The sequence below is a fragment of the Phormidesmis priestleyi ULC007 genome, assembly GCF_001895925.1.
Classification (GTDB): domain Bacteria; phylum Cyanobacteriota; class Cyanobacteriia; order Leptolyngbyales; family Leptolyngbyaceae; genus Phormidesmis_A; species Phormidesmis_A priestleyi_A.
In genome coordinates this window covers 147742-173576 of the sequence record NZ_MPPI01000006.1, presented here as the reverse complement: position 1 = coordinate 173576, position 25835 = coordinate 147742, and the positions used below count along the sequence as shown (strand labels likewise).

Annotated in this window: 16 protein-coding genes; 2 read left to right on the top strand and 14 right to left on the bottom strand. The window is 45.8% G+C overall.

Translation table 11 applies throughout. The annotated features are described in order from the left end of the window. Positions 1-2: 2 nt before the first annotated feature. The 14 genes from BRW63_RS07685 to BRW63_RS07615 all read right to left on the bottom strand — a co-directional run bounded on the left by BRW63_RS07685 (position 3) and on the right by BRW63_RS07615 (position 20862). Positions 3-2987, bottom strand: a complete 2985-nt coding sequence (locus BRW63_RS07685; protein ID WP_073070314.1) for a hybrid sensor histidine kinase/response regulator — start codon at positions 2985-2987, stop codon at positions 3-5. Positions 2988-3004: 17 nt separating this feature from the next. Beyond that, a complete protein-coding gene (locus BRW63_RS07680; protein WP_219898436.1) occupies positions 3005-3676 on the bottom strand; it encodes a chemotaxis protein CheW in 672 nt (223 codons plus the stop codon). A gap of 12 nt (positions 3677-3688) precedes the next feature. Next, positions 3689-5305 (bottom strand): methyl-accepting chemotaxis protein, encoded by a 1617-nt coding sequence (locus tag BRW63_RS07675; RefSeq protein WP_073070312.1) that lies wholly within the window; start codon positions 5303-5305, stop codon positions 3689-3691. Positions 5306-5628: 323 nt separating this feature from the next. Beyond that, on the bottom strand, positions 5629-7695 hold the full coding sequence (locus tag BRW63_RS07670; RefSeq protein ID WP_073070311.1) for an FHA domain-containing protein: 2067 nt from the start codon (positions 7693-7695) through the stop codon (positions 5629-5631). 31 nt (positions 7696-7726) lie between these two features. Then, complete coding sequence (locus tag BRW63_RS07665) at positions 7727-9838, bottom strand: serine/threonine-protein kinase (RefSeq protein WP_073070310.1); 2112 nt, start codon at positions 9836-9838, stop codon at positions 7727-7729. A 35-nt stretch (positions 9839-9873) separates the two neighbouring features. Continuing rightward, positions 9874-11964 carry a GumC family protein gene (locus tag BRW63_RS07660; protein WP_073070309.1) on the bottom strand — a complete coding sequence of 697 codons (2091 nt, stop codon included), beginning with the start codon at positions 11962-11964 and terminating at the stop codon, positions 9874-9876. Positions 11965-11980: 16 nt separating this feature from the next. Next, complete coding sequence (locus BRW63_RS07655; protein ID WP_073070308.1) at positions 11981-13189, bottom strand: polysaccharide biosynthesis/export family protein; 1209 nt, start codon at positions 13187-13189, stop codon at positions 11981-11983. 52 nt (positions 13190-13241) lie between these two features. Further along, a complete protein-coding gene (locus BRW63_RS07650; RefSeq protein WP_073070307.1) occupies positions 13242-14132 on the bottom strand; it encodes a hypothetical protein in 891 nt (296 codons plus the stop codon). Between the two features lie 48 nt (positions 14133-14180). Then, on the bottom strand, positions 14181-15101 hold the full coding sequence (locus BRW63_RS07645; RefSeq protein ID WP_073070306.1) for a coiled-coil domain-containing protein: 921 nt from the start codon (positions 15099-15101) through the stop codon (positions 14181-14183). A 128-nt stretch (positions 15102-15229) separates the two neighbouring features. After that, the gene (locus BRW63_RS07640) at positions 15230-15943 is read right to left on the bottom strand and encodes a hypothetical protein (protein WP_143162024.1); all 714 of its coding nucleotides are present in this window, start codon (positions 15941-15943) and stop codon (positions 15230-15232) included. Positions 15944-15952: 9 nt separating this feature from the next. Beyond that, a complete protein-coding gene (locus BRW63_RS07635; RefSeq protein ID WP_073070304.1) occupies positions 15953-16909 on the bottom strand; it encodes a hypothetical protein in 957 nt (318 codons plus the stop codon). 63 nt (positions 16910-16972) lie between these two features. Then, on the bottom strand, positions 16973-17956 hold the full coding sequence (locus BRW63_RS07630) for a hypothetical protein (protein WP_073070303.1): 984 nt from the start codon (positions 17954-17956) through the stop codon (positions 16973-16975). A 26-nt stretch (positions 17957-17982) separates the two neighbouring features. Continuing rightward, positions 17983-18870, bottom strand: coding sequence for a hypothetical protein (locus BRW63_RS07625; protein WP_073070302.1), 888 nt, complete (start codon positions 18868-18870; stop codon positions 17983-17985). Between the two features lie 543 nt (positions 18871-19413). Then, positions 19414-20862: a serine/threonine protein kinase gene (locus BRW63_RS07615; protein WP_223257320.1), complete on the bottom strand. Its 1449-nt coding sequence runs from the start codon at positions 20860-20862 to the stop codon at positions 19414-19416. Between the two features lie 150 nt (positions 20863-21012). Here BRW63_RS07615 and BRW63_RS07610 point away from each other — a divergent pair, with 150 nt between their 5' ends. Both BRW63_RS07610 and BRW63_RS07605 read left to right on the top strand, forming a co-directional pair. Beyond that, a complete protein-coding gene (locus BRW63_RS07610) occupies positions 21013-22299 on the top strand; it encodes an AAA-like domain-containing protein (RefSeq protein WP_073070300.1) in 1287 nt (428 codons plus the stop codon). A 30-nt stretch (positions 22300-22329) separates the two neighbouring features. Continuing rightward, positions 22330-25791 (top strand): WD40 domain-containing protein, encoded by a 3462-nt coding sequence (locus BRW63_RS07605; RefSeq protein ID WP_073070299.1) that lies wholly within the window; start codon positions 22330-22332, stop codon positions 25789-25791. Positions 25792-25835 lie beyond the last annotated feature (44 nt).

The window sequence follows — 25835 nt, the reverse complement described above, 5'->3', positions numbered from 1 at the left end:
AGTCACTCACCGATCAAATCCATGACTGCCCGAATCAGCGTATCGTCATGAAAACTGCTTTTGGTTAGATAATAGTCTGCGCCTGCTTCTAATCCTTGCATACGATCGTCTTCTCGATCGCGATAAGACACCACAATTACCGGAATCGCACCCAGTCGGGGATGTCCTTTAATCGCTTTAATCAGTTCAATTCCGTTCATTCGTGGCATATCAATATCGCTGATTACCAAATCATAAGGAGACGATCGTACCGCATTCCAGCCTTCCATTCCATCGACTGCCACATCAACGAGATAGCCGCGATTTTGCAGCAGCTTCCGCTCCATTTCTCGAACTGTGATCGAGTCGTCTACTACCAGCACTCGCCTTGGCTCTTTGTGATGGGCAGATCCATTTAAGGTCAGGTCAGAATTCTCTTCGATGTGACTGATTTTGGCGATCGTACTCTCGTTGAGTAGGGTATTAGTGGATCGGACGAGATCAGACACATCGACAATCAGCACCAGCGATCCGTCTCCCATCAGGGCGGCTGCACTGATATCTTGCACTTTACCTAACCGAGCATCGAGCGGACGCACGACCAGTTCTCGTTCTCCAAGGCAGCGATCGACCACTAGCCCATAGGTGTTTGCCTGATCGCTAATTACCACGACCCAAAGCGGATCAGACAATGACGGAGGCGGTGGCAAATCGAGCACTTGATGGACTGGAATCAGACCAATGTTTTTTTGATCAAGTGTGAAATATTGACGCGTTTCGACCACTGAAATCTCGGCAGGCTTAACCGCTACAATTTGATCGATTCGAGCCAGAGGAAACGCATAGGTTTCGCCAGACACTTCGACGAGCAAAGTCCGCACGACGGAGAGCGTTAAGGGAAGCTGAAAGTAAAAACTGATGCCTTTTCCAGGCTGTGAAGTTGCCCGCACCGTGCCGCCTACTTCTTGCGCCATGTTCTTGGCAATGTCTAAACCCACGCCTCGACCAGAGAGTTCGGTGACTTGCTTTGACATTGAGAAGCCGGGTAGAAACAAAAACTCCATCAGTTCAGCGTCGGTAAGCTGGGTGGCAACGTCGGGTGTGACTAATTTTTTATCAACAATTTGTTGACGCAGCAGCATCGGCGCAATGCCTTTGCCATCATCGGCGATCGTAATCGCTAACATTCCGCCTCGGTGCATCGCCTCTAATCGAATTGTTCCTTCGGCGAGTTTGCCTGCTGCGACGCGATCTTCTGGCAGTTCTATGCCGTGATCCACTGCGTTTCGCAAAATGTGCGTGAGCGGGGCCTCTAGCTTTTTGAGAATGTCGCGATCGACCGAGGTGGATTTTCCAACAATCTCTAACTTGACTTGCTTGTTAGTGGTGCGGGCAAGATCTCGCACCATGCGCGGAAACCCTGGCATCCCATCCATAAACGGCCGCATATTTGAGGTGATCACTTCTCGATAGAGCCGATCGGAGAGATTTGTCGATCGCCGAATAAATTCTTCGAGTTCGATCAAGCGATCGTTGAGTAGTTTTCGGCATTCTTGATCCTGTTTGCGGGTCGCGTCGAGTAGCGTTTTAGCCGTTTGATCGATAGGATTCGCCAGAGCGTTTTGCTGCAACTGCTCTAGGTATTTAGAAAGCTTTAGCTGCTGAGATTTAAGCGCCCCAAGTGCATCTGCAAACGGCGGCAGCCAATTTGCCTCGATCAGCGATTCGCCCGCGAGTCCCATCATGCGGTTGAGATTGTCGGCGCTGACTCGCACGACGCGATCCTGAATCGTTGATGATTCAGTAGGGCTTGATTCTATCGGAGAGACACTGACTTCGGGAGTTGTCGTTTTCGGTACATCAGTAGCGTCTGAAGTCGGGGCGGCAGGCGTGGGCGCGATCGGTGCTTGTGGAATCACATTCGCCTCTAAAGGTTGAATGACAGCCGATGTCTCTGGGTTGCGAATCGCCTCGATCGTCGATCGCACCGATGCAAAGTCCAAGTCATGTTTTGTGAGCCAAGCGGGTAAATCGGCATCACTCACCTGACCGAGATTTTGCAGCAAATCAACGCCTCGCAGCAGCACATCAACGCGATCGCCATCGAGTCTAATCGTCTGACTTTGAGCCGCAACAAAGCAGTCTTCCATCGCGTGAGCAAGGTGAACTGCGGCATCTAAACCCACAATGCGAGCGGCCCCTTTGATCGAGTGAGCGGCTCGCATCAAGGCTTCTAATTCTTGAGCCGATCGGGGCTGAGTCTCTAACGCTAAAAGACCATTATTTAAGAGGGTCGCCTGTGCCTCAACTTCTAGCCGAAACAAATCCATCATCGAGCTATCTAACAGCAGAGATGGCGGATTGGGTTGGGGGTCATTGGGTGGTTTTAAGTCGGGCGTTTCGGGAGGGTTTGCCCTGATCTCTTTTGGGATAGTGTCGTGTACGCGGGAGTCTTTCGATCCGTCATTGCCGAGATCTTCGCCCCCTAAATCCCCCAAAATTGGGGGACTTTGAACTTTGGTTTCCCTGGGGGGGCTAGGAGGGCGAACCTGATGATCAGAGCTAGATTCGATGACTTCTGTGTGCCCCGTCCTTTGCTGGATGGGAGGAGGCATAGACTCTCCGTTACCTCCCACGATCGCCGTTTGCGTCTGGGCCAAATCTTCGGCGTGATCTGATAGCCAACGATCGATTTCTTCAGTCGCATCACTCATTTCTACTAGCAGATCTCCTGCGTGGAGGAGTTGCTCAATCAGCACATCGGACAAAGCAATCGAGTTAGCTTGCATCGCCATTAATCTGACTCGCATCGTTTCAGATAGCGTGGCGACGGCTGCGATTTCAACCAGTTGGGCCGAGCCAGTAATTGCATGGAGCGATCGAATTGCCGTATCCAATTCGCCACCTAACGAGGGCTGCTGCTTTAAAATCGACAGGCTTTGCTTGAGAGATTTGACCTGAGTCTCTACTTCTTGACGAAATAGATCCAGCATGGAGTAATCGCTCATAGGGTCTCCACGGCTCATCACAATAGGCTGCGCTCAAGTGTGTAAAACAACAGGTCAGCATCCAGATAATTCACCTTTTTGGTCTGCCAGTCAATAATCCCTTGGGTGTATGCCTGACTTGCTTGAGACACAACAACAGGCACTTCTTTTAACTCACTTGCCTGGACGCGATGAATGCGATGCACTTCATCGACTGGAAACACCCACTTGCGATCGTCGTGCCCCACTACTAACAGTCGATTGAGAGACGAAGAATCTGTCACCGATTTTAAGCCGAGAAACTGACTCAACGATATTGTCATCAAAATCTCGCCCCGAATGTTAATCAGCCCCAAAAACACGTCGTTGCTGCGATGAGGCAATCGGTGAATTGCACCAGGATGGGTGACTTCGTGGAGTACGCTCACGGGTAGGGCAAACTGTTCGTCTCCGAGACGAAACAGAATCACAGACAGCGGATCTGCTGACCCTTTTAAGACAGGGCGATCGTCCGAAGGATTGATCACTTCGTTTGCGGGTGTGGCGATCGCGGCCATCCACTCGTTGAGATAATCAAGCGGAATATCTCGCTCTAACAAACTGCGCCCTGCCGTCGAATAAACGGGACAGTTGCGGCAGTGAGTCACCGTTTCTAGCTGACTGCATGAGCGATCGCCCCAAACGCCGATTTGATTCCAGCAGTCGTTCATGAGCATGATCTGTCACACCTTGAATTGAGAGATTTCTCGCTGCAAGCCCTGGGCAGCGTCATCTAATTGAGTCAGGGCGTTGTTGGTTTCCTGGATTGATTGCACCGTTTGATAAGAGGCATCGCTGAGTTGTCCGATCGCCAAACTAATCTGCTCTGCCCCTCGATATTGTTCATCCATGCGTTGGCTGACAGCTCCAAACTGAGGCGTTAATCCTTGCACGTTTTGAATAAATCCAGCAATTTGCTGACTAATATCGCCGACATCATTCACATATTGTCCGACTTCTTTGCTAAATTTATCGACCTCCATCACGCCCGTAGACACCGATGATTGCATTTCTTTGACCATTTGTTCAATTTCGAGGGTGGCAACGGCTGACTGATCGGCAAGGCGACGAATTTCTCGGGCCACGACTGCAAACCCGGCTCCATATTCTCCGGCTTTTTCGGCTTCGATCGCCGCATTCAAAGACAACAAATTCGCTTGATCGGCAACTTTTGTAATCGTGGTCACGACTGTATTAATATTATTCGCTTTCTCATCCACCACAGTTAGCTTTGCTGAAATCGCGTTTGTCGCCAGCACTAAGTTTTGCATTGCTGATTGCATTTTATTCAGATTGGTTTGGCTATTAGAGGCCGCTTCGGTCGTGGTGTGAGCCGTTGCCGCTACGCCATCCATTGATTTTGCCAACTCGCCTGCCGTTGATGCAATTTGTCGAGACGTAGCATTCACTTCGTGCATTGAGGCAACTTGCTCATTGACTGTGGCTTCAAGCTGTCTCCCTGCCGCCGCGATCTGAGTGGTAGACGTGCTGATCTGAATGCCAGATTTTTGGGCTTGGGTGATTAAAGCACTCAAACTTTTGGTCATATTTTGAAACGCCGTCATCAGTTTTTCGATTTCGGTGTTATTTCTGGTGCATTCGAGTGATTGGGTCAGATCTCCATCGGCGACCTTTTGCGCCACTGCTGAAACTCGGTTAAGCGGACGGGTAATCTGACGATTTAGAATCACGCCAATTAAAGCCAGGAGCAAAATCCCTAATGGCATTCCATAGAGAACGCTATTGAGGGTGCGGCGGGCAGAGTTTTCGGCGATCTGCGATCGGGTCCGCAATAAATCGCGCTCTCCAGCTTTCATCCGCGATACAGTGTCGCGAATCTGATCCATCAACCGCTTGCCCTCACCATCTTGAACCACTTTTAGTGCGGCATCAGATTTGTTGGCTTGTTTAAGACGAATGGTGTTGTCAAGCTCGGCTAGCTTTTGGCCGACGAGAGAATCTAGGGTCTGAACATAACTCTGTTGACCTGGATTATCTTGGACTAAACGCTTGAATTCATCAAGTCTTGCTCTAAGCGCAGTTCGCGCTTGATTGTAGGGCCTGAGATAGCGATTGTCGCTAGTCAGCAAATAGCCTCGTTGCCCCGTTTCTGCATCTTTAACCAACGAAAGAATGTCTTCTACCTGACTTAACACCTGATAGGTTTGCTTTTCTTGACGAGCGGTTGAAATGACTTGCTCTGTCCCTCGATAAGAAATGATGCCGATCGTGGTAAAGATCGCTAACCCCAGTGCAAAGCCCGTAGCAATTTTAGTACTAATTTTCCAGCGATTTAACATATTCAAACAGCCCACCAAGACCCATTTCTAGAGTAGCGTAGCGACGTTCCTATCAGCCGTCTGATAATTCCATTCCTCGTCAAATCAGTAGTCTGGATAGTTTTTGAACGGTTTCACGAGCTTTCAGGGCTTGCAGCTTCAGGAGTGCAACGTTTGGCTAATTGATTGCATTAGGGCTTATTCAACTGATGATTCCTTCGACTATCCCGATCGCATAAAGCCAACATCCTGATTTTGCACGGTTGCTTTGAGAATTAACGCTTTGACACCGGGGACGATCGACAGCAATAGCAATAGGGATTATGCCAGAGCTTAGTTGAAAATTAGCTGCTCGACTGAAGCCTTTGGAATTTGTCTTTGATTTTTTGAAAATCTCTCAGTTTTCTCTCTAATCTCCTAGTTTGATCCTGGCAGTCTCTTAGATAGCTTTTAGTATCTACCTGACTGTCTTTTGTTTCGGAAGAGTTTTTGTTCGTGATATCCAAGGAAGATTTAAGGCTCTGATCAAACACGTCAATTTCTTCTTTTAACTGGGATTCTAATCTTTGAGTTATCCTCTCAACAAAGCGATTTTTGACTACCTTGTAATAGTAATTCTTTAAGTCTTGTCTAATTTTCTCTGCTGACTTATGGATGTCAAAGTCTCTATTTTTTTGATAATCTTTGTATAATTTATATGTCAACCAAGCAATAAAACCAAAGACAAAAATAGACAAAAAGAAAGAGCTAGAGATCTGTTTGTTGATGATTCTGATAATAATGGTTCTGCTGAAACCGAGAAAGCTGAAGAGAAATAGAATACCCATGACTTGAAAAACAGAACCTCTAATTTTCTTGATAAAATAAATCCAAGCTGGCTCTGCCTGATATTCAATTCTGACAGGTATTCTTCTTAGAGAAGCTTGAAAAACTCCTTCAACCTCAAGTCTGGGCCTAATTTTCGCAGTGCAGTTTTTGTTGCTGTTTGCACAGGCTGTTTTCAGCAGTCTATTTGAGCTTCTGACTAAGCTTTCCAAACCGCCGTTACCATATTCCTTACGAATCTTTCTCCATTCTTCATCAGCCCATTTGAACAGTTCATTTTCACAAAATTGGACAATGAAGTCATTCACGTTTGACTCAAACCCTTTAGCTTTTAGTTCTAAATATTTCTTACCTTCTTGCTTAAATACTTGCGCTTCTAGGTCATCCACAAGTTCCTGAATTTTCTGTAGAATACTGTCTGATAATGAATCATCTAGTAAATCTTGTTTTGCTTGGCTGACTGAAGAATTGATCGCTTTTAACAAGTCCATCTTTTGCTCATTAATTGCTTTTAACAGTAAGGATACGGCTTCAATACTTTTTCTATTTCCGGGTGATTGTTGAGCTTCAATTTCCTCAATCTCTTGTTTGAGTTTTTCTTTTTTTTTGAGAAGAATCTGATTAACTTCAGTAATGATTAAGTTGATTTGAAATAAGATGCGTTGAAGCTTAAAACTGCCTTGCTTTTCACTGATGAAAGTCAACTGCTGATTTAGATCCGCCAAACTTATAGGAGAATCCTCTTGTTGAGTAATCTGAAAAACCTCGATCGAGCCATGCACCAAAGTGATCGAAAACACCTCAAGTCTAGTATTAGCACTGGCTAAATCTAACAATTTTTCTGCTTCTAAACTTTCACGTTTAGAATCTGCAACGAGAAATAGAACATCGCAGTTTACTAATCTTCTATAGGGGTTATGGTCAGCCTCTGTCGAAACTTTATTTGAGATAGACGGACACGCAAATATAAGTTGGGGACTCTTGGAGCTTAGAAGTTTGTCCCCTAAGACTAGACGATCGCCAGATTTTAGAATGCGACTACCAACAAGCGGTTCACCATTAATATAGGTGCCGTTCTTACACTCAGCACAATTTTGGACTTGCCACTGATCGGGAGAAACTTGATCGTTTGTTGAGTAACCATGCACCTCCAGATGCCGCCCACTCACACAAGTGTAGTGATCGGGAATGTAGATATCACACTCAGGTTTACGTCCAATCACCGCTTCTTTTAATGAAAGCGTGTAACGAGTCTGTCTAACCTCGTCTTCTAGTGGTTGCAGCACCAAAAAGGCTGGATGCACAGACTTCTGTTCTTGTAACGATCGATTTGGCAATTCCTGAAACCGAAACTGATACTTCTGCTCTAGATCTTGGTTAGGGTTTAGGAGATGATAAAACGAGTTTGCTAAGTCTCGATCGCCACTCAAAAGATGGACAACTAGCTTTTCTGAACCTAAATCATGGACAATTTGATCTAAATCTTGACTAATCTGTTGAAAGAACTGATCTTTATCAAGATCGTCGGCAATTAGCTGTTTTAGTTCGTGGATATGAGTTAATAGCTGGCTGTTCTTGGTTACCATACGTCAAATCCTTAATTCAAAAAATCAGCATTTACTTTAAGGTATAAATCACAATGTTGCCTTCTCTGTCACCAACGGCCAGCACTTGACCCTCTGGACTAAACGCCAGTGCAGTAACTTCTGTTAAATGATTTGAGGATCTGGCGATCGCTTTACCTGTCTGCCAGTTCCAAATTTTAACTGTGCCGTAAGCGCCGCCTCCAGCCACTATTTTTGCAGCGGGACTACTTGCGATCGCCTTCACCCCACCCAAATCTGCCTGTATGGTAGGCAATATATGTTCACTCAGCGCATATAGATTCCAGATGCGAATTGTATCGTCTTCGCTACCCGTGAATAGAAGTGCACCGTTGACATCAATTGCAACAGCATTGACGGCGTTTGAGTGTTTATGGAAGCTTTGTGATTTGTTAGATGCGAGATGAGAAATTTTGACAGTGCCATCAGCGCTTCCTCTAGCAAGAACGTCAGCAGCAGGATTAAATGTGATTGACTGAGAACGCTCATCTGGAAGTTGCTTCGTTTCCGATAGCTTTGGCTGAATCTTCCACAGCTTAATCTTGCCCACTACCCCAGCCGCTAAATCACTATATTGGCTCAGTGCAAGTGACCAAACAAGCTGTTGAGTTGGAATTTGGTTCATCTTTTTATGATGTTTCAAGTCCCAAAGTTCAATCAACTTACCTTCGGTGGCAATCGCTAAAGTGTTTCCATTAGCACTACTAGACATTGCCAAAATCTGACTTTGAGTTTGAGTGAGAGTCGTGGTTGACGAATTCTGTATGTCTCGCAGTTTGACTAAACCTGCTTCACTGCCAGAAATTAGGGTCTTGCGATCGGGTGCGAATGCTAAGAATTTTATTGCTGATGAGTGTTCTTTAAAGTTACTCTTTTCCTCGAAAATAGCTGACGTTTCTTGACTATTGACAGTTTCACTGCTGGTTGTGTTGGAGAGATGGGCAGATTTATGAATGTGATTAAGAATCAGAACAAGCGGCAGCCCGACAACCGTAAAAATTAAAGAGCCAGATATAATCAGAAATTTCTTTCTTAGCCACTGGCGAGTCGTATCCACTACTTTTTTAGGCTGTGGCGCTCTCTGTTTATCTTTAAGGCACTCAATCAATTCTAGTGATAACTCTCTGGAGTTCAGTTTCTTCTTCAGTGGAGGCGCTGAAGTTTTGAGAATGGGACTCGCTTCCGACGGTTGTTCAAAATCTCCTGAACCTAAAGAGGAATCTGTAAAACTGTCCGCTCTCAACTCTGTAGGCGTGTAAGTGTGTAAATTGTGAGACGTAGTAATCTCTGTTGGCGTGTAGTTGTTGGGGGAGCTAGTGGCAATGTGTTCTAGATCTCGCAACACACAATTAGCAGTCGGATACCGATCTTGAGAGTTAATACAGACCATCTTATCCAGAATAGATTTGAACTCAGGACAAATTCTTAAGCTTTCAGACCAGTTAATTTTTTGAGTTTTAGTCTTTCTAAGCTGTATGAAAGATTTGGACGTGGCTTTAGTTAATGCCTCAATGCAAGTCATTCCTAATGCATAGATGTCGCTGCTTGGCTCTGGAATTCCAGCGAGTTGTTCTGGGGGACTGTATCCACGGCTGTGAATGATTGTGGATGATGGCTGTTGACGATCACAGCAAGATTGTTTAACGGCTCCAAAATCAATTAAAAACAGCGTTTGATCTGAAGCTCTACGGACAATATTTTCGGGTTTAATATCGCGATGAATGATTTTTTGAGAATGAATAAACGCTATAATCCGCAGAATTTCTTGCAGAAATAGAATTGCTTGGCTTTCATCCCAAGACTGCTGACTGTCTAACTCTTCTCTTAACGTTTTTCCTTCAATATACTCTTGAACCAAGTAGAATTCTTGATCTTCCTTAAAGTAGTCCAAGATTTGAGGAATTCGCTCATGACTTCCAATTTTATGTAGGGTTTTCGCCTCGCGATCGAACAGCATCTTTGCTGCCTTAACCGATTCGGGATCAGTGCTTTGCGGCTTTAGTTGTTTAACCACACACACAGGCTCACCTGGCAGTTTCAAGTTTTGAGCCAGGTAGGTTTGTCCAAAGGCTCCGGCTCCCAGCGGTTTGATAATTCTGTAGTGATGAATGATTTTGTTCTGCATTTCCACAGTCACCTCAGAATCAAGTTTTTCGCAATCTACAGCGATAGCAAGTGGGCATGTTTATTTGAGTTTGCGACATTGTTCATGACCACGCCAAGCAGTTTGATGTCGCTAAATTCTGTTAATTTTTCAATCACAACCTTGAAGCTACGGCGATCGGTGTAACTGGGTCGAGTCATCAAAACTAGCCCATCGGTGAGGGGTTCAATCAACAGCGCATCACTAAAACGGAGAGCGGTTGCGTCGATCACTACAAACTCAAATTCATCTCGCGCCAGCTTTAACAACTCCTGCATCTGGCTAGAGTCTAAGACCTCTGTCACCTGTTCTACACAGCCTGAACTGGGTAAAACAAATAAGTTCTTAATGTGGGGCACTGGCTGAACGCTTTCAATCTGCATACCTTCGGGTAGAGAACCTAATTCCTCACTCTGATAGGTAGGAACTCCTAACATCTGCACCTGCGAAGATGTTCGCAAATCTGCTTCAATCAACAGAGTTTTCTTTCCCGCTCTGGCTGACGCGATCGCCAGGTTGTAGGCAGCGATCGTTTTGCCTTCACCTTTGCGAGTGCTAGACAGCACAACCATTTTGAGTGGCTGATTTTGGCTATGACGATGTAGACTACTCCGAAGCAACTCGTAAGCGTCTAGATCAGGCGAGTCTGTCTTGATTAAAACTGGAAATTTTTGCTCGGCTTGCTTGGAAAGATGCGGTAAAACTCCTAAAAATGGCACCCGTTGTTGCAGAATTGCTTGAACTTCTTCAGGAATCAAAAGTCTGCCTCCCAGTATATCTAGTAGTAGTACTGTAGTGCCAGCAATCAGGACTCCTAACACGCCTCCTGCCAGCAGAATGACAGGACGATTCAACAACCCATTGGATATCTCTTTAACCTGCGGTGTGCCCTCACTCGCCCAATCGCTTCTGGTTTCTGCCTTCTTTAGTTCAGCCGCCGCCAATTGCTTTTCTGTCTGATCAAAGGTTTCTCGATAGCGAGCGACTTCTTTTGTCAGTTTTTCCTGCTCTAGTTTCAGTTCTGTCCCGTCCTGATAATTTTGCCGTAGCTCAGGTTCAGATCGACTGAGAATGCCTAACTCTTGAGCTAAACGATCGCGCTGAGTTTGCAAATTCACCAGCTTATTGGCCAAATCTTGTCGTGCCTTGTCCAGGTTACTAACTCTGCGAAGAGCAACCATTTGAACTGGAGAACTCCCCCTGTTGGCACCTGCAATCTCTGCAACTCTCCGCTGAAGTTGAGTTTCATTGACTTGCTGTTGATACTGTAAGGCGATGATGTCTGGGTGTTTGGGCTGTAGTTCGCGACGCTGTACTTCAACTTGTGATTTGATGTCAGCAATTTTTGTGGTGAGGTTGGCGATCGTCGGATCAGCACTCAGCGCCGATGCAACATAGGCTTGCTGTGGAGTCATTCCGAGTTGATTTTGGAGACTGGCAATTTCGGCATTTGTTCCTTCAAGCTGTTGACGAAATTGGCGCTGTTGCTGTTGAATCGTCGTGATTGCAGAGACCAAACTACCGTCTACGGCTGCTTGAATCGCGGGCTTCTCCCGTCTGCCAAACTCTCTCAACTTCTCTTCAGCAACTCGAAGATTATTTCTCAACAATGCCTTGCGTTTTTCTAGTAGTTTAAGAGAGGCTTCAACCTCCTTGCGTTTGTGTGCAAGGCTTTGATTGCTCACTGTGTTGACAAACGATTCAACAACGAGTTTTGCCTGCTCTGCGTTGCTATCTTGAGACTGAATCAAAATCCGATTTTCTTGCTTGGGATCTTTCTCTAACTTGATGCGATTCCGAAGCTCGTTGGGCACGATCGACTGATGTTTTGCCTCCAACGTGTCAGAAGTTTGTTGCAGTAGCTGATCGGAGATTAATGACTCAATACCAGGCACAGAATTCTGCGCGACTGCTTGAGTTCCGGTTGCTGGAGCTGCTTCAACAATAGGCTTATAGAGTAATTTTCCCTGAGCGAGATGAGTGGTTTCAGGCAGCCGCGTCGTCGCAACTCCAGCAATCGCTGAAATGCAAGCAAAGGAAGTAAGTCCTGCCCACTTATACTGATTCAATGCGGCGAGGTAGCGCTTCAGAAACAGATGAACTTTCATAGATTTATCCCTGATTTCAACGGTCTTCTTTTTCAGAGCCAAACACTTTGTTAACACCATTGCTTGCGGTGTCAAAGAACAGCAGAAATCCTAAAGTATCTTTGAAGGGTTGCGTTACTTGATTGAGAAAATAATTGATTTTGGAAATCAGGTTGCGATTGATCACAATCACGTCATTATTTTCCAATATTGGATTCTGGGAGGAATCGCCCTTCAAAGCATCTCTAGCGTTGATTTTGATTTCGATCGCTCTCCCTTGCGCTTGATCAAATCGAACCAAACTTACCTTTTTCAAGTTGGTATCTTTGAGGTTTGGCTTAATCGAGGTTAGTGCATCCACAAAATCGCTGCCGTTGGGCAAACGGACTCGATTCACACCGCTGGAATAATCTAAAACCCGAATGGTAATTTCTTTTTGTGCCACATTGACACCCGCAATTAAGTTGCGATCGTACTCGTTTGCTTTCTCAGGAGCTAAGGCGGAGATTGCAACTACATCGCCATCGACTAACCGCAAATCGGGTAATTCGCTGCCTTTGAGCAGTGGCGTGTAGAGGTCAATTTGCTGCTCTTGTGATGACTTGTTCCCCGATCGTCGTCGCACCTGCACTGTCCTCAAATCAGCAAGGCGAGTCGTGCCACCTGCTTCAATTAAGGCAGCCGGAAGTCGAGGATCTTGTAAAGGATAAAATCCAGGCTTCACAACTTCACCCGTGACCATGACTTTGACGGGTCTAGTACTTGCTAAAACTAATCCAACTTGAGGATTCACCAAATACTCAGCTAAACTAGTCCGAATCTTTTCCTGAGCTTGTTCCAGGGTCAGATCTTTTAGAGACAGGACTCCGATTAAGGGCACTGAAATATTACCAGCCCAATCTAATGTTGCATTAAAGTTGTAGTCTTTCCCACGGGGTGAAACGTTAGCAGAAATAGCGTCTCCGGGGCCTAAACGATAAGTACTAAATTCTGCCTGCTCTGAAGGGTTTGAGTCGGTGCGATCGCCAAACTCCTGCCTTAGTTTCCTGAGTAGGTCTGAAGTCCGAAGGTAGTCAGGAGCCGTGATCTCAATGGGTTTGTTTTCTGACTGTTCTTGACTAACTGCGGATAGAGTGAAACTTGTTGCACTCAGTCCCCACAGAAGGCAGGAGAAGGGCAAAATCCGAAGTAGCGCTTGAGCGTCTACAATAGGCGAGTGAAGGTGGCGAAAAATTGTGTTGTTCATGATGGCAACCCTTTAGCGATCGAGGTGAAGTCATTTTTGCGATCGACAAACGCTAAAGTTTTTCCAGCGATTCCTTAGCGTCTGATAGCAACTGAATCGCTGTTTTACAACCGTCATTGGTTAATTCTGTACCGTCTACTACTGTGCGACCTGCATCAACCACGCTGGAACTGGCAGTCTCAACGGCAGTGTTTAGCTTACCCATGAGTTCTTCTAGCTGTTGGGCATTGTCTTCAAGCTGATCGAACAGAGTTTCCTGTCCCTGTCCTACCTGCTCCATCAATCCTTGAATTGACTGTTCAACGCCATCTCCTACTGCTTGAATTTGATCGTTAAACTGATCAACGATGCTATCTAAATGATCGGTTAAACCAGTAGCACTGCTGGTAATTGCCGGAACAGCTTGATCTGAAATGAACCCTTCAAAAGATTCGGTCTGTTGATTGAGTTCAGCTTGAAATCCTTGCAGGTCGCCATTAACTGTTTGAAGCTCTTGCAGGGTTTGTGTCACTGCCTGTTCTAGCTCGGTGCCAATGTCTTTCTCGTCTAAATGGTTGAGTGCGCTCTCAGCTTCTTGCAAGTCTCCTTCTAACTCAGGAGTTAGTTCATTTAATTTGTCATCAACGGCAGCGATCGCTCCTTTCGTATCTTCCAACTCCTGCACTAACTCCTGCTGCACGGTATCAATCTTTTGCTTGAGTTGGGCGATCGTTTGTTCGACAGAATCTGCCTCAGCCGTTAGTTCACTCTTGCTGGTGGTGACTTGTTCTAGAAGTGACTGTGCCTGATCGCTAAATTTAGTCCAAGCTTCTTCAAGCTGCTGTTTGAAGTTTGTTAGTTCTGTTTTTGTGGTTTGCAACTGAGTGTGAGTTTGATCTACTTCATCGAGTAAAACAGACAACTTCCCGGTTGTTTCCGCTGCCGCACTTTGAAAATCTGCCATCGACTTATCTCCTAATCACTAATAGGGTTTTCGCCTCTAACTCAAACTCTATGCCCACGGAAGCGCAAGTTTGTCTGCCAATTCACGAGCATCATCGACACCCTTTTTCAGCGGTTCAATGAGTTCTTTGAGTTCGTCAAACTGAGCATCTAACTCCTCGCGCTTTGAGGAGATTTCTCCCTCAACATCCGATAGATCATCACTTAAGCCGCGAATGGCTTCTACAACGGGGTCGATCGCGCTTTCAACAGTTGATTGCAAGGTTTCAACGTCCTGTTTAGCGGTGTCTAACAATCCGTCGAGTTGTGTCCTCACCGCTTTGTCCTGAATATCAGTCAGTTGAGTATTCAGTTCTTCAATGTCGGTGAAAGCATCTACTACTTCCTGAACTTTACTGTCTACTTCTTTCTGTGCCTGATCGAGTTCATCGGTAAGCTGATTAACTTGACTGGTGAGCGTAGTCTTTGCGGTTTCGATACCCTGTTGAACTTCCTGGATTTCTTGGGCGATCGCATCCACTACACCATCTAACTGTTCTTGGCTAGATTGCACTTTGCCGTGTGCCTGACTCAGCATCGTTACAGCATTTTGCCCCGCTGTTCCAATCGAATTTTGCCCCTCTTCTAGATTACCTTTGAGTTCTGTCAGCTTTCCTTGCGCTTCTTGAAGCTCTGTCGCTAACTCATCCTGTGCGGTTGAAACTTCACTCTTCAAAGATTCAAATTCACCGTCTAACGATGACACTTCTTCGGTGAGTTGCGATCGCTGATTCGACAGTTCTGTATGCAAACCATCTAACGCCGTTTCAACCTGACTCAGCAAATCTGCTACTTTGTCGTTCATATCATCCAGATGGGTTTCTAGTCCATCTACTTCTTCCTGAACTGCCGATAGTTCCTGAACCAAGAGATTCATTTTCTCTGGCACATCTGTGGCTAGTTGTTCTAACGAACTGGTTGTATCACTCATATTTGACTACCTTACTTTGACTTCTGGACGGAAAGATTCTTGTTCTGAAATGAAACCGTCGTGTTCTAAACTTGATAGCTCGCCTTCTGACACGGAAGATTTTCAATAAAGTGGGCACTGCCACCCTACTAGCTCAAGTGAAGCTCGCGTTCTGCCTGGATTCGACGTTCCTGATGCTGAGGATTATCCTCATCAAATGGATCTTCCTGAAGAATCACCATAGTTCCTCCGTGCAAATCATATTTTTCTACGCAGGTGTGTAAGTTTGTAAATCGTTCGTGCCCTAGAAGCTCAATCATTTGTGGTCCAAAGTAAGTGAGCCACTCCATCTCAATTGGGTAAGATCTAAAGTTAGCTGTCCTGAGATACTTAGGATGTTTTGATCGATGAATGGATTTACGATCGTAGATAGAGGCATGATCAGCTTGAAAAACTGAGATAAGCTCAGAAAACAATTTCTTGAGATTTGAAAGCGTAAGAGCCTCAGACTGTAAATGTTCGCTTGAAAACCTTAAGTTAATAACATTGGGTGTAGGGGATTGTACTAAGTTAATAGTGCTAGAAAACTCAATATTATTTTCTCCACGCAATTCAGCAATAACAAGGGTTTGATCATCATCAAGCTGCTCTACTTTTTGTGCATCCGGCATCCTGACAAGTTCTTTAGATACAGATGCAATATTAAATTGATCGGCAGAGTTTATCGGGATAGTACTATCATTTCCGGTGTAAAGTACTGCTGGAAAAATCAATCTGTCTACCTCAGGGCAAGCTAGTACTGAATGGACTATATCCACCTTCTGAGGGCAAAAGGAAAGGATTCTGACAACGTAATCAACCATTTTTTCCACCTACTCTTCCTCAGGGTAATACTCAACGGTAATGAGCTTATCATCTATACTTTTTTCCTTAAACTTAGCCTGTAGTGCCTGCTGTGCTTCTTTAGTAGACACACGCCACTCTATTCGTATCTTTTCATGGTCAATACCACTGTTCGCCATTGCTAAAATTTGCTTTTGTGCTTGCGCTACACTTCCTTGCGGGTAGTTTGCGTAGTAGCCACTGTCACCTGCATACTTAGCGTCTAGAAGCGTTATTTTACCATTTGGTCCATACTCTACCCAATCAAACTCTGTATCCCCCATTCCAAAGTTAGGATTGTCTTTGTCAGATCTTCCGGAGTTAGGATTGTCTAGGTAAACAACCAAACCTGTGTCATTGCCATTAACTTTTGCATCGTATTCTCTAGCTTTGGTGTTGCTGGGGTTCGTAGGCGTTTGATCGCGAGATTCTCCATAATGTGATGTCGGTAGCCCCGGCACTCGATCACCTATTACTGGTACTGGTACTGGATCTCCAGTTCGTGGTGCTGGTATTGCGCCCTCAGAATTTTCATCTCCAGTCCCAAACCCTCTGCCTTCAAGTAAATCTTCAATCTCTTCTCCAAGCTCACCTCCAAGTGCTCTTCCACCTTCACTTCCAACTATGTGTCCAACACCTCCTAAAATAATTCCTCCAGCAACCGCTGCAACTGGTCCAATGAGTCCGCCGAGAGCGACACCTCCTCTAGTACCCAGTGATCCACCTAATGCACCACCGAGAACTTCCCCAAAAAGTCCTCCGACATCGCGACCATCACCCCAATCAAAGTCACCTTGAACAATATCAATGAGTGTGTCAGGCAATCCTTCTTGTGGAGGTTCTGGTTGGGGTTCAGACATCCCACGGGCTTCTGCCAACAGGTCACTTGCCCTCTGTCGATCGCCCCTCGCTGCATCAATACGAGCTATTAAATCTGCTGCACTCATGATGGTTTACTGAAATAGACAACATTGAACTGGCACGATCGCTACTCAATCCACAACGATCGCTTAACCAACCATCTCTTTAACCATTTCATCAGCAGCCACCAAAACATTTCCAGCCGTAACGATGTCATGAACGATCGGTTTGATCTCATTTGCGACAGACAAGCCATCCTCAAATGAAGTATTAGCTTCGTTCACTTCGCTGATCAGTTCATCAGTTGCACTGTCTACAACATCATTCACAGCTTCTTCAATCCTGGTTTTATACTCGTTCTCGCACTCATCCGCCAAGTCAGAAATCACCTCTGAAACATCCTGTTCGTACTGATCGGCTAAATCTTCGGCTTCCTTACTAAACGTTTCAAACTGTTCTCTCAGGCTGGTTTCGCAACTATCAGCCGTCGTTTGAATTTCGCTGGTTTGCTCTTGACGCAGATCTTCACTGAGTTCACTGAAACCTGTTTCAATTTCCTCCCGATGAGTCTCAGTAATGTCAGTGATCAATTCGTCCAAATCGCTGTCCAGTTCGGATAGTGGCTCAACTTGCTGCTGAAACTCTGAAAGCCCTTGATCTAGGGTTTGAAACGCCTGCCGTGTCTCCTCGATCGATTGGGTCAGCGACTCCTCTAGTTGACTAATCGCATCTGCTGTCTGAGCCAGTGCTTGCTCAACTTCGGCGGCTTCTGCCTCAAATTCTGGGATGGCATTTGCCACTTCTTGAAACCCGTCCTGAAGTTCGGCGATCGCCCCCCCACCTTCCTCCAATCCATTTGTAGCTTCCGTCACCGCCTGTTGCCACTCACCCAACTCCTGAATGACTTCCGACTCCGCCCCTTCTAGCGTGTCTTCTGCCTGCTGCAAACTCTGCTCTAGCGCATCTAGATGAGCTTCGATTTCATTCCCCTGACTCAGAGCATCGCTTTCCGATTCCACCTCCGAACATGCATCCTTTAACTGTGTGCTGACTTGCTCAAGCACACCCGACAATCGCTCCAAACTCTCAGTAGTCTCCTCAACATTTTGATTAAGCTCTACAACTTCTGACATAGTTCATCTCCGTTTAAGCTGAATAGTTAACCGAGTTCTTCTTCAACGTCTTCCAGCACTGGCACGATTTCCTGAATCACAGAAACTGCATCACCAGAGCGATCGATCGCCTCACCAAACTTGTCATTCATGCGCTCACAGTCATCAGTTCCCGCCTCACCCGTGTTGGCAAGAGCCGTCGCTAACTTCTGGGCAGAAGTCGTAATTTCACCGCCAATCTCGTTAAACTTCTCTTGAATTGCAGTCATCGCTTCATTGGCAGACGTGGTTAGCGCTGTATCTATCTGACTTAGTTGAGTGCTACTCTCCTGCACTAAATGGTCAAAATCCTGCTGTAAGGTTTGCAGCTTTTCGCCCACTTCTTGCGAGAGCGAGTTGAATCCTTCCATTAAGTTAGTTCTGCGACTCTCAAATTCGCCTTTAGCGGTTTCAACGGTGTTCCCCAATTCCTCAACACCTTGAACTGCCTCATCTTCCAAGCCATCCACATCCGCTTCAAATCCCTGCGCCTGCTGAGTTAACTGATCCAAATCTTGTTGAATTTCCCCCGCTTTCGACTCGACCTCTGTCAGCATTTCTTCAGCACGGGTTTTCAAGTCGCCCAACTGAGTTTGAATCTGATTGGCAAATTGTTCAAGTTGATCCTCAATTCCTTCTGCCTTTTGTCGTAGCTCACCAAGATCTTCTTTCGTAGTTTGTAGTTCCGTTTCCAACTTCTGATCCAACTCTGCTAGTTGACTGCCGATCGTTTCAAACCCTGAGAACACCGCTTGTTCTTTCTCAGCGAGGTTTGCAACTAAGTCAGTTGCAAGCTGTTCTAGTTGATTCACTTCGGTTAAAGCGGTATCTGCTTCTTGAGAAAGCACTTGCATCCGCTCTAAATTTTCGTCAATTAAGGCATTGATGTCTGACATAGTGTGAACCCGACTCCTAACAGAATGAAAAGACGAGGAATGGTCGTTCGTAACCTATGAAAACTGGACGATTGCCTGGAGAAGCTGTTCTTTTATCAGCCCCAACTTACTACACGTCGATCGCGATTCAGTTATGCAGCGCCTCCAAACCGTTTCTTATTTTTCTAGAAAGTAATTTGATTAACCTCTGTTATCTCCTCAGATCTCAAAGTGCAGATTACTGCAAAAGTTTACAATTTATCTAAACAGTGAAAGGTTGGGAATACGATCGTAGGCTGGCTCACCTGTAGAGCCGTCAGCAAGGGTGATGTGTTCTAAACCTAGTGCCATCTTGCGCTCTATTGAAAGAATATATAGGTATTGAGGCTTTGAACAGGAGCAGTACAGAGCAGTTGAGGTTGAGGTATCTGCCCTTAACTGCTCTGATTAACACTAAACCTCTTGCACGAATCTTCCCTCACCTTAAATCCCTCTCCTAAACTTGGGCGAGGGCTTCGCCCCACTTCGTGAGGAGGACAAATTTTGATTCACGCCGGAGGTCTACTATTTTTTAGCGTCAAGCCAAGTCTGAATTTCGTTCACTAGCCAAATACACTCTTCTTCAGTTAGTCCCCAATTCACTGTGTAGTTTCGGTTGGCTCGAATCGTGACTGCCCAAACTGTGTATGAGGCATATTGGTTGATACACACTTGAGACGAAGTAATCGAAAGATAACGAATCGCTGAGATTATCCCTGATTCTCGCCTTGCAGAGAAACGCGATCGCGTTGTCACCTCAAAACGATCGCTTGCCGCATCAAACCGAATCGAACTTGCATTTTCGGGATCTATTTTTCTGGCTTCCGATAGAATCATGCGGATCGAGACAAGATAAGCCAGGATGAACGCAAAGATGAATGCGAAGGCTCCTCCAATAAATGGCAGCAACAGACAAGTCGTGAAACCCCAAACGGAATAGAACACAAACAAAGGATCACGATTATTGATGCTAGGCGAAGGTTCACGAACTTTTATTTTCAGCATTTGTGGAGAAGTCTGCTTCACCACAATGTGCGGTCTGATGCATTGAATCTTTTTCGATTGGGTAGAACAAACTGTCTGAACTCTATCGCTGACAGGTGTGATTTCAGAATCTATCCCGTGTTCCAGTGCTTCGCGGGCTTCATTGACACTGCTAAATCGCTTTTCTAAGGCAGGTTCAGTTAGTTTCTCAATCCAACTGACAAAGCTAGAATTTGTACTGGTGCGATCGCTAAAATGAATTCTTAAATCACGGTATGGCAAATCAGCAGGAGCGACTCCAGTCAGTAAGTGAATTAACGTTGCTCCCAACGCATAAAGATCGGAAGAAGCAACAGGTCTTCCCCAAAACTGTTCTAGCGGCGCGTAGCCAACTGTTCCGACAACAGTGAACGATACACCTGTAACGGCAACTTGATCTTGTACAGCCCCAAAATCAACCAGCCAGACCTGTTGAGCATCATCCAAAATCAAATTACTCGGTTTAATGTCCCGGTGGAGAACCGGAGGACTTAAGCTATGTAAATAGTTGAGAATTTGCAACCCGTCTTCAGCAATCCGGCGAACCTCTTGTTCACTCCATCGGGTTCCTTGTTCTAGCAAGTCCTGTAGCGATCGACCTGGAATATAGTCTTGGACTAATCCCCACCAACACAGTTGTGAATGGGGCTGTTGCTCCACTAAAAAGTAGCCTCGATATCGCGGAATTCGAGGATGATCTAGATTCTTTAGAACTTGAGCCTCTCGTTCAAACAACCTCAAATCATGCCATTGCATTTCAGTGAATACCAAAAGCTTGAGGATGACAGCTTCTGGGGGGTTTGTGGCTGAATCTGTGGCTAACCAAGTTTGTCGCCCTTGGGGAGATCGTCCTAGCCGATGCTGGAGTTGATACCGCGTTTGCAGAACCTGTCCCGATTCAAACATGTCATCACTCCCGTTGATAGCTCCTTGATAGACGATCGACATCATAGGTGAGAGCGAGAAGTTTAGGCAGAGGCAGATTTGGGCAAGTAGAGGCAGATCCGTGCAGTCAAGGTGCAGTTAAGTTTCGTCATCTGCTCTTGTCGAAATGCTCCTGACTCTTAAACTATGAGAGTAGCTACAAGCGGTGACTAGGTGATGTGTAAGCAACGCGAAACCGATAGTGTTAAGGTGACTACACAGGGCAAGCGGCTTGTCAGAGATCGCGTGGACAACAGAATTTTACGGGAGCGGCAGCAACGGAGAGATAGACATGATGAAACGCCCTACACGCGGGAGGATTTGGCAGTTCAGGCAGGTGTAGGCATTGACACCTTGAAGCGATTACTAAGGGGTGTCAAGGTGAGAAAGTATTCTGCCGATGCGATCGCTCAATTTCTGGGGTTGGAACTCGCTGATATTATTGAACCTAGCTGCGATCCGCGACCTTCAGACTTTTATGTAGAACGCCCGCCCCTTGAATCTCAATGTTATGACACAATTTTTTCGCAATCAGGCGCTCTGATTCGGGTCAAAGCACCCCACCGGATGGGCAAAACTTGGTTTGTCGAACACCTGTTGAATCAGGTACAAGAGAATCAATATCGATCGGCAACGTTGAGCTTTCGGGATGCCGATCGGGCTGTTTTCACGGACTTACAAACATTCTTAAAGTGGTTCTGTATTAGTGTGGGCAATAGTTTAGAGTTGCCCAACCAAGTGGAGGAGAAATGGCAACACGGGCTAGGGAACAATAGCAACTGCACAAATTATTTTGAAACCTGTCTGTGGGCAAGTATCAACACCCCTTTAGTGCTTGTTTTGGATGATGTTGATCTGGTTTTTGAACAGCACGATATTGCCGATGACTTTTGTACCTTGCTCAGAAGTTGGTATGACAGAGCTAGGAGAGTTCGCGGCAGCGCTTGGCGCAATCTGCGACTCGTGATTATCCACTCCACAGATATTTACGGCGCGCTTAATATTAATTACTCTCCGCTGGCGAATGTTGGCAATGTCTTTTCCTTGCGGAAGTTTTATCTAAATGAGGTGACAGAATTAGTTCAGCAGTATAAGCTGCATTGGCAAGCGGATCAGGTTGAGCAAATGATGGCTTTGATTGGCGGAAATCCTTATCTGATCCATGAGGCGCTTGATCACCTGACGATGCATCCAGAGATGACACTAGAGCAATTTTTGCACAATGCAGCCACAGCAATTGATCCTTACCATAACTATTTAGGTGAGCTTTTGAACACACTTCACCAGAATTCAAATTTAGCGGCTGCATTCGAGAGTATTGTGAATTCGACGACTCCAATCAGTATTGAACCTGCTTATGTGTTTCAGCTATACAGTATGGGATTAGTCGAAGTGGAGGAAAGGGGTGTGATACCATCCTGTGAGTTATACCGCCGCTATTTTCGCGATCGTCTACAAAATTGACCCAATACAACCACTCGCTTTAACAAAGGGATGACCTATCACTCTACCTATCACTATATTGTTGGTGGAACACTATTTTCCGACGCAAACAGCTATGTCACGCGCCAAGCAGACCACGATCTCTATGAGGCACTCACGGCTAGAGAGTTTTGCTATGTGTTGAACTCTCGACAAACCGGAAAATCTAGCTTACGGGTGCAGATGGAACGCCGATTAGAAGCGATCGGAACGTCTTGTGGTGTACTCGATTTTTCAGTTCGCGATACCCGAAGTCAACCAGAGCAGTGGTATGCCGATACCTTCGATGAACTCGTAACCCAGTTTGATTTGGGAGTCAGTTTAACCTGGTGGACTGAACGAAAGGCGCTTTCTCCGGTCAAACGATTGAGCAATTTTATTGAAGAAGTATTGTTGGCAACTGTTCCGGGAAATATTGTCTTATTTATTGATGAAATTGATAGTGTCCTGAGTTTGCAGTTTCGAGTGGATGATTTTTTCGCCTTGATTCGAGCTTGCTACAACCGCCGTGCCGATCACCCAGACTACAATCGCCTCACCTTCGCTTTGTTCGGGGTCGCGACTCCCTCAGATTTGATTCAAGATAAAGAATTCACTCCCTTTAATATTGGTCAAGCCATTCAACTGGCAGGGTTTCAGTTTGAAGAAGCCAAACCATTAGCGAAGGGGTTAATTGGCATTGGCGATTCTGAAGCTGTCTTGAAACAGGTCTTAGCGTGGACTAATGGGCAACCCTTTCTGACTCAACGGCTCTGTGCGCTGATCCAGACCAGTAAAGCCTTGATTCCAGTTGGCGATGAAGCGGAGTGGGTTGAGAAACTCGTGCGATCGCGCATCATTCAAAACTGGGAATTCCAGGATGAAAAAGGTCATCTTAGTCATATCCGCGATCGTATTCTAGTCAATGATCAGCAAGCCTGTTTTCTGCTAGGACTGTATCAGCAAATCTTACGTCAGCAAGACGTTACTGCCGATCACAGCCCCGAACAAATGAAACTGTGCCTGTCTGGATTAGTGGTGGAACGACATCATCAATTAAGAATTCATAACCGGATTTATCGTGAGGTTTTTAACCAAACTTGGGTGGCTGAGGAGCTAGTCAAGAAGCGTCGTCTCTATGGCGATGCGTTAGCCAATTGGTTCGCTTCTGGTTGTCAGGATGGGGGTTGGCTTTTAGATGAGCCAGCATTTCAAGAAGCCATGGAATGGGCAAAAGACAAACATCTCAGCAATGAGGATCAACGATTTTTGACCGCCAGCGCTAACAAACTAAATCGACGAAAGCTCAAGCGGTTAACTCGGCAATTAACTCGACGGTTTATTTACTTCGCTCTGCTGATTATTCTGGTACTCAGTCTGGTGTTTGTCGGGAGTAGATTACAGGAGATAAAACGACAAACGCTTGTGACGCAGGCTCAAGTATCTAGCAATCCGCGAATCAGTGTACTGCTGGCGCTAGAGGCAATGCAACAATTCAAGGATCAGGGACGCTTCTCTCCAGACGCAGCGCAAGTTTTGTATCGTCGATTAGATGCTCTACCCCGTTTGCTTAAAACTGTGGAACATCTTGATGACGTGGAAACAGTTGCCTTTAGCCGCACAGGAAAACACTTAATATCTACTAGCTTAAACGGGATGATCAATGTATGGAATGTATTCAGCGGCAAGGTTGAGCGTCTAAATAATACTGGTAAAGTGAATGCTATTGCCTTTACTTCTGATGACGAAGCGAAATTTATTGCAATAGCAAGTGATAATACTGTTCAAATCCGGGAGACTAAAAGCTGGAAATTGATTAGACGCTTAAAACTTTCGGCTTATGTCAATGCGATCGCATTCAGTTCTGATAGCAAGTTTATTGCGACTGCGACTGTTGATACTGTTAATCTGAACCAGCTTGGTGAGACGCGGATTACATCTCAGGTTTGGGAAGTAACGAGCGGCAAGCTAATCTCGTCTCATAAGGGCAATAGCGTCAATGCTCTAACCTTCAGCCCCGATGGGAAGTTAATCGTTACAGCAAGTGCTGACGGGACTGCTCAGGTTTGGAAGACCGCTAGTGGAGAACGGGTTGGGCAGTTGCTGAAGCATAAAGGCGCAATTCTCGATGTTGCATTCAGCCCGGATGGAAAGTATGTGGCAACTGCTAGCTTAGACAAGACAGCCGCGATATGGGAGGTGGGAAGCGATCGTCCACCGATAACATTACAGCATGAGCAAGCGGTCACGGCTGTATCAATGAGCTATGACAGCAAATTGATGGTTACTGCAAGTATGGACAAGATGGTGAGAGTTTGGGACATTGCGAGTGGTAAGCCGATTGCTTACATTCCTCATCAGGACTTTGTGAGTGCTGTCGCATTTAATCCGAGTCTAGAAAACGAGAAGTTGATTGCAACTGCAAGTTTGGACAATAAAGCCCACTTGTGGAAAATCAGGGATAATGCAACGGTGAGCCTAGCACACAATGATTCTGCGAAAGCAGCGGTTTTCAGCCCAGATAGACAACTCAGCGCGATATCGAGTTCTGATCCTCGCCAAGAGAAAACAACGATACAGTTGTGGAAAACAAACAGGGGTGACTCTGCTGTCGTAGAGATCAGCCAGGACAAGAGTGTGAATCAGTTCATTACTTTTAGCCAGAATAATAAGTTCTTCGCCACTGCTAGCGATGATAATACAGTACGGGTTTGGAGAGTTCCTGATGATGATCAGTTTACCTCTAATCCCAAAACCTTGATCAAGAGAACTCGTGATCCCGTTCAGAAGTTTTCATCAGAGAGTTCTGTGGAGGCGATCGCGTTGAGCCATGATGGTTTGCGGCTGGTGATAGCGGGGGCTGATAACACAGCGACGTTGTGGGATGTGGCAACCCAGCAACGTTTAGCTAACTGGACTCATGAAAGTAAAATCAATGCAGTCACCTTTAGTTTGCAGGGTAACTTGATTGCAACGGCAAGTGATGACAATAAAGCAAAAGTGTTTCAGAAAGACGGGCAACAGTGTGCGACGCTGCAACATGAAGGGGGTGTGATTGCGATCGCATTCAGCCACAATGAACAATATCTAGCAACGGGCAGCTTAGATAGTCGAGGACGGGTTTGGGATCTCAAGCATTGTCAGAATGCGGTGCCTGTTGCATTGAGCCACGATGGTAGAGTCAATGCGATCGCTTTTAGTTCTAATGATCAGTTTGTTGCAACGGCGAGTGATGATAAAACAGCAAGAGTATGGGAGAGATCTAGTGGTCAAGAAGTTGTACGCTTGGATCATGCAAAGCCAGTCAATGCTGTCACCTTTAAGCTCCCAGACGATCAGAAGATTGCAACGGTCAGCTCAGACGCAACAGCAGTATGGTTCTGGCGATTAGAAGATTTACATCGTAAAGCTTGTGAACACATTACAGACAACCTCACACAGAAGGAGTGGAAGCGCTACATGGGTCATGAGAACGATCGAGAGATTTGCCCTTGATTAACGTCAGTTCGACGAGGTTTTTCGCTTCGTTCTTCAAGGCC

Bases quoted from the DNA above. Each gene is read 5' to 3' on its own strand.
- BRW63_RS07685 (WP_073070314.1), bottom strand. From the start codon at position 2,987: ATGAGCGATTACTCCATGCTGGATCTATTTCGTCAAGAAGTAGAGACT.
- BRW63_RS07680 (WP_219898436.1), bottom strand. From the start codon at position 3,676: ATGAACGACTGCTGGAATCAAATCGGCGTTTGGGGCGATCGCTCATGC.
- BRW63_RS07675 (WP_073070312.1), bottom strand. From the start codon at position 5,305: ATGTTAAATCGCTGGAAAATTAGTACTAAAATTGCTACGGGCTTTGCA.
- BRW63_RS07670 (WP_073070311.1), bottom strand. From the start codon at position 7,695: ATGGTAACCAAGAACAGCCAGCTATTAACTCATATCCACGAACTAAAA.
- BRW63_RS07665 (WP_073070310.1), bottom strand. From the start codon at position 9,838: ATGCAGAACAAAATCATTCATCACTACAGAATTATCAAACCGCTGGGA.
- BRW63_RS07660 (WP_073070309.1), bottom strand. From the start codon at position 11,964: ATGAAAGTTCATCTGTTTCTGAAGCGCTACCTCGCCGCATTGAATCAG.
- BRW63_RS07655 (WP_073070308.1), bottom strand. From the start codon at position 13,189: ATGAACAACACAATTTTTCGCCACCTTCACTCGCCTATTGTAGACGCT.
- BRW63_RS07650 (WP_073070307.1), bottom strand. From the start codon at position 14,132: ATGGCAGATTTTCAAAGTGCGGCAGCGGAAACAACCGGGAAGTTGTCT.
- BRW63_RS07645 (WP_073070306.1), bottom strand. From the start codon at position 15,101: ATGAGTGATACAACCAGTTCGTTAGAACAACTAGCCACAGATGTGCCA.
- BRW63_RS07640 (WP_143162024.1), bottom strand. From the start codon at position 15,943: ATGGTTGATTACGTTGTCAGAATCCTTTCCTTTTGCCCTCAGAAGGTG.
- BRW63_RS07635 (WP_073070304.1), bottom strand. From the start codon at position 16,909: ATGAGTGCAGCAGATTTAATAGCTCGTATTGATGCAGCGAGGGGCGAT.
- BRW63_RS07630 (WP_073070303.1), bottom strand. From the start codon at position 17,956: ATGTCAGAAGTTGTAGAGCTTAATCAAAATGTTGAGGAGACTACTGAG.
- BRW63_RS07625 (WP_073070302.1), bottom strand. From the start codon at position 18,870: ATGTCAGACATCAATGCCTTAATTGACGAAAATTTAGAGCGGATGCAA.
- BRW63_RS07615 (WP_223257320.1), bottom strand. From the start codon at position 20,862: ATGATGTCGATCGTCTATCAAGGAGCTATCAACGGGAGTGATGACATG.
- BRW63_RS07610 (WP_073070300.1), top strand. From the start codon at position 21,013: ATGTGTAAGCAACGCGAAACCGATAGTGTTAAGGTGACTACACAGGGC.
- BRW63_RS07605 (WP_073070299.1), top strand. From the start codon at position 22,330: ATGACCTATCACTCTACCTATCACTATATTGTTGGTGGAACACTATTT.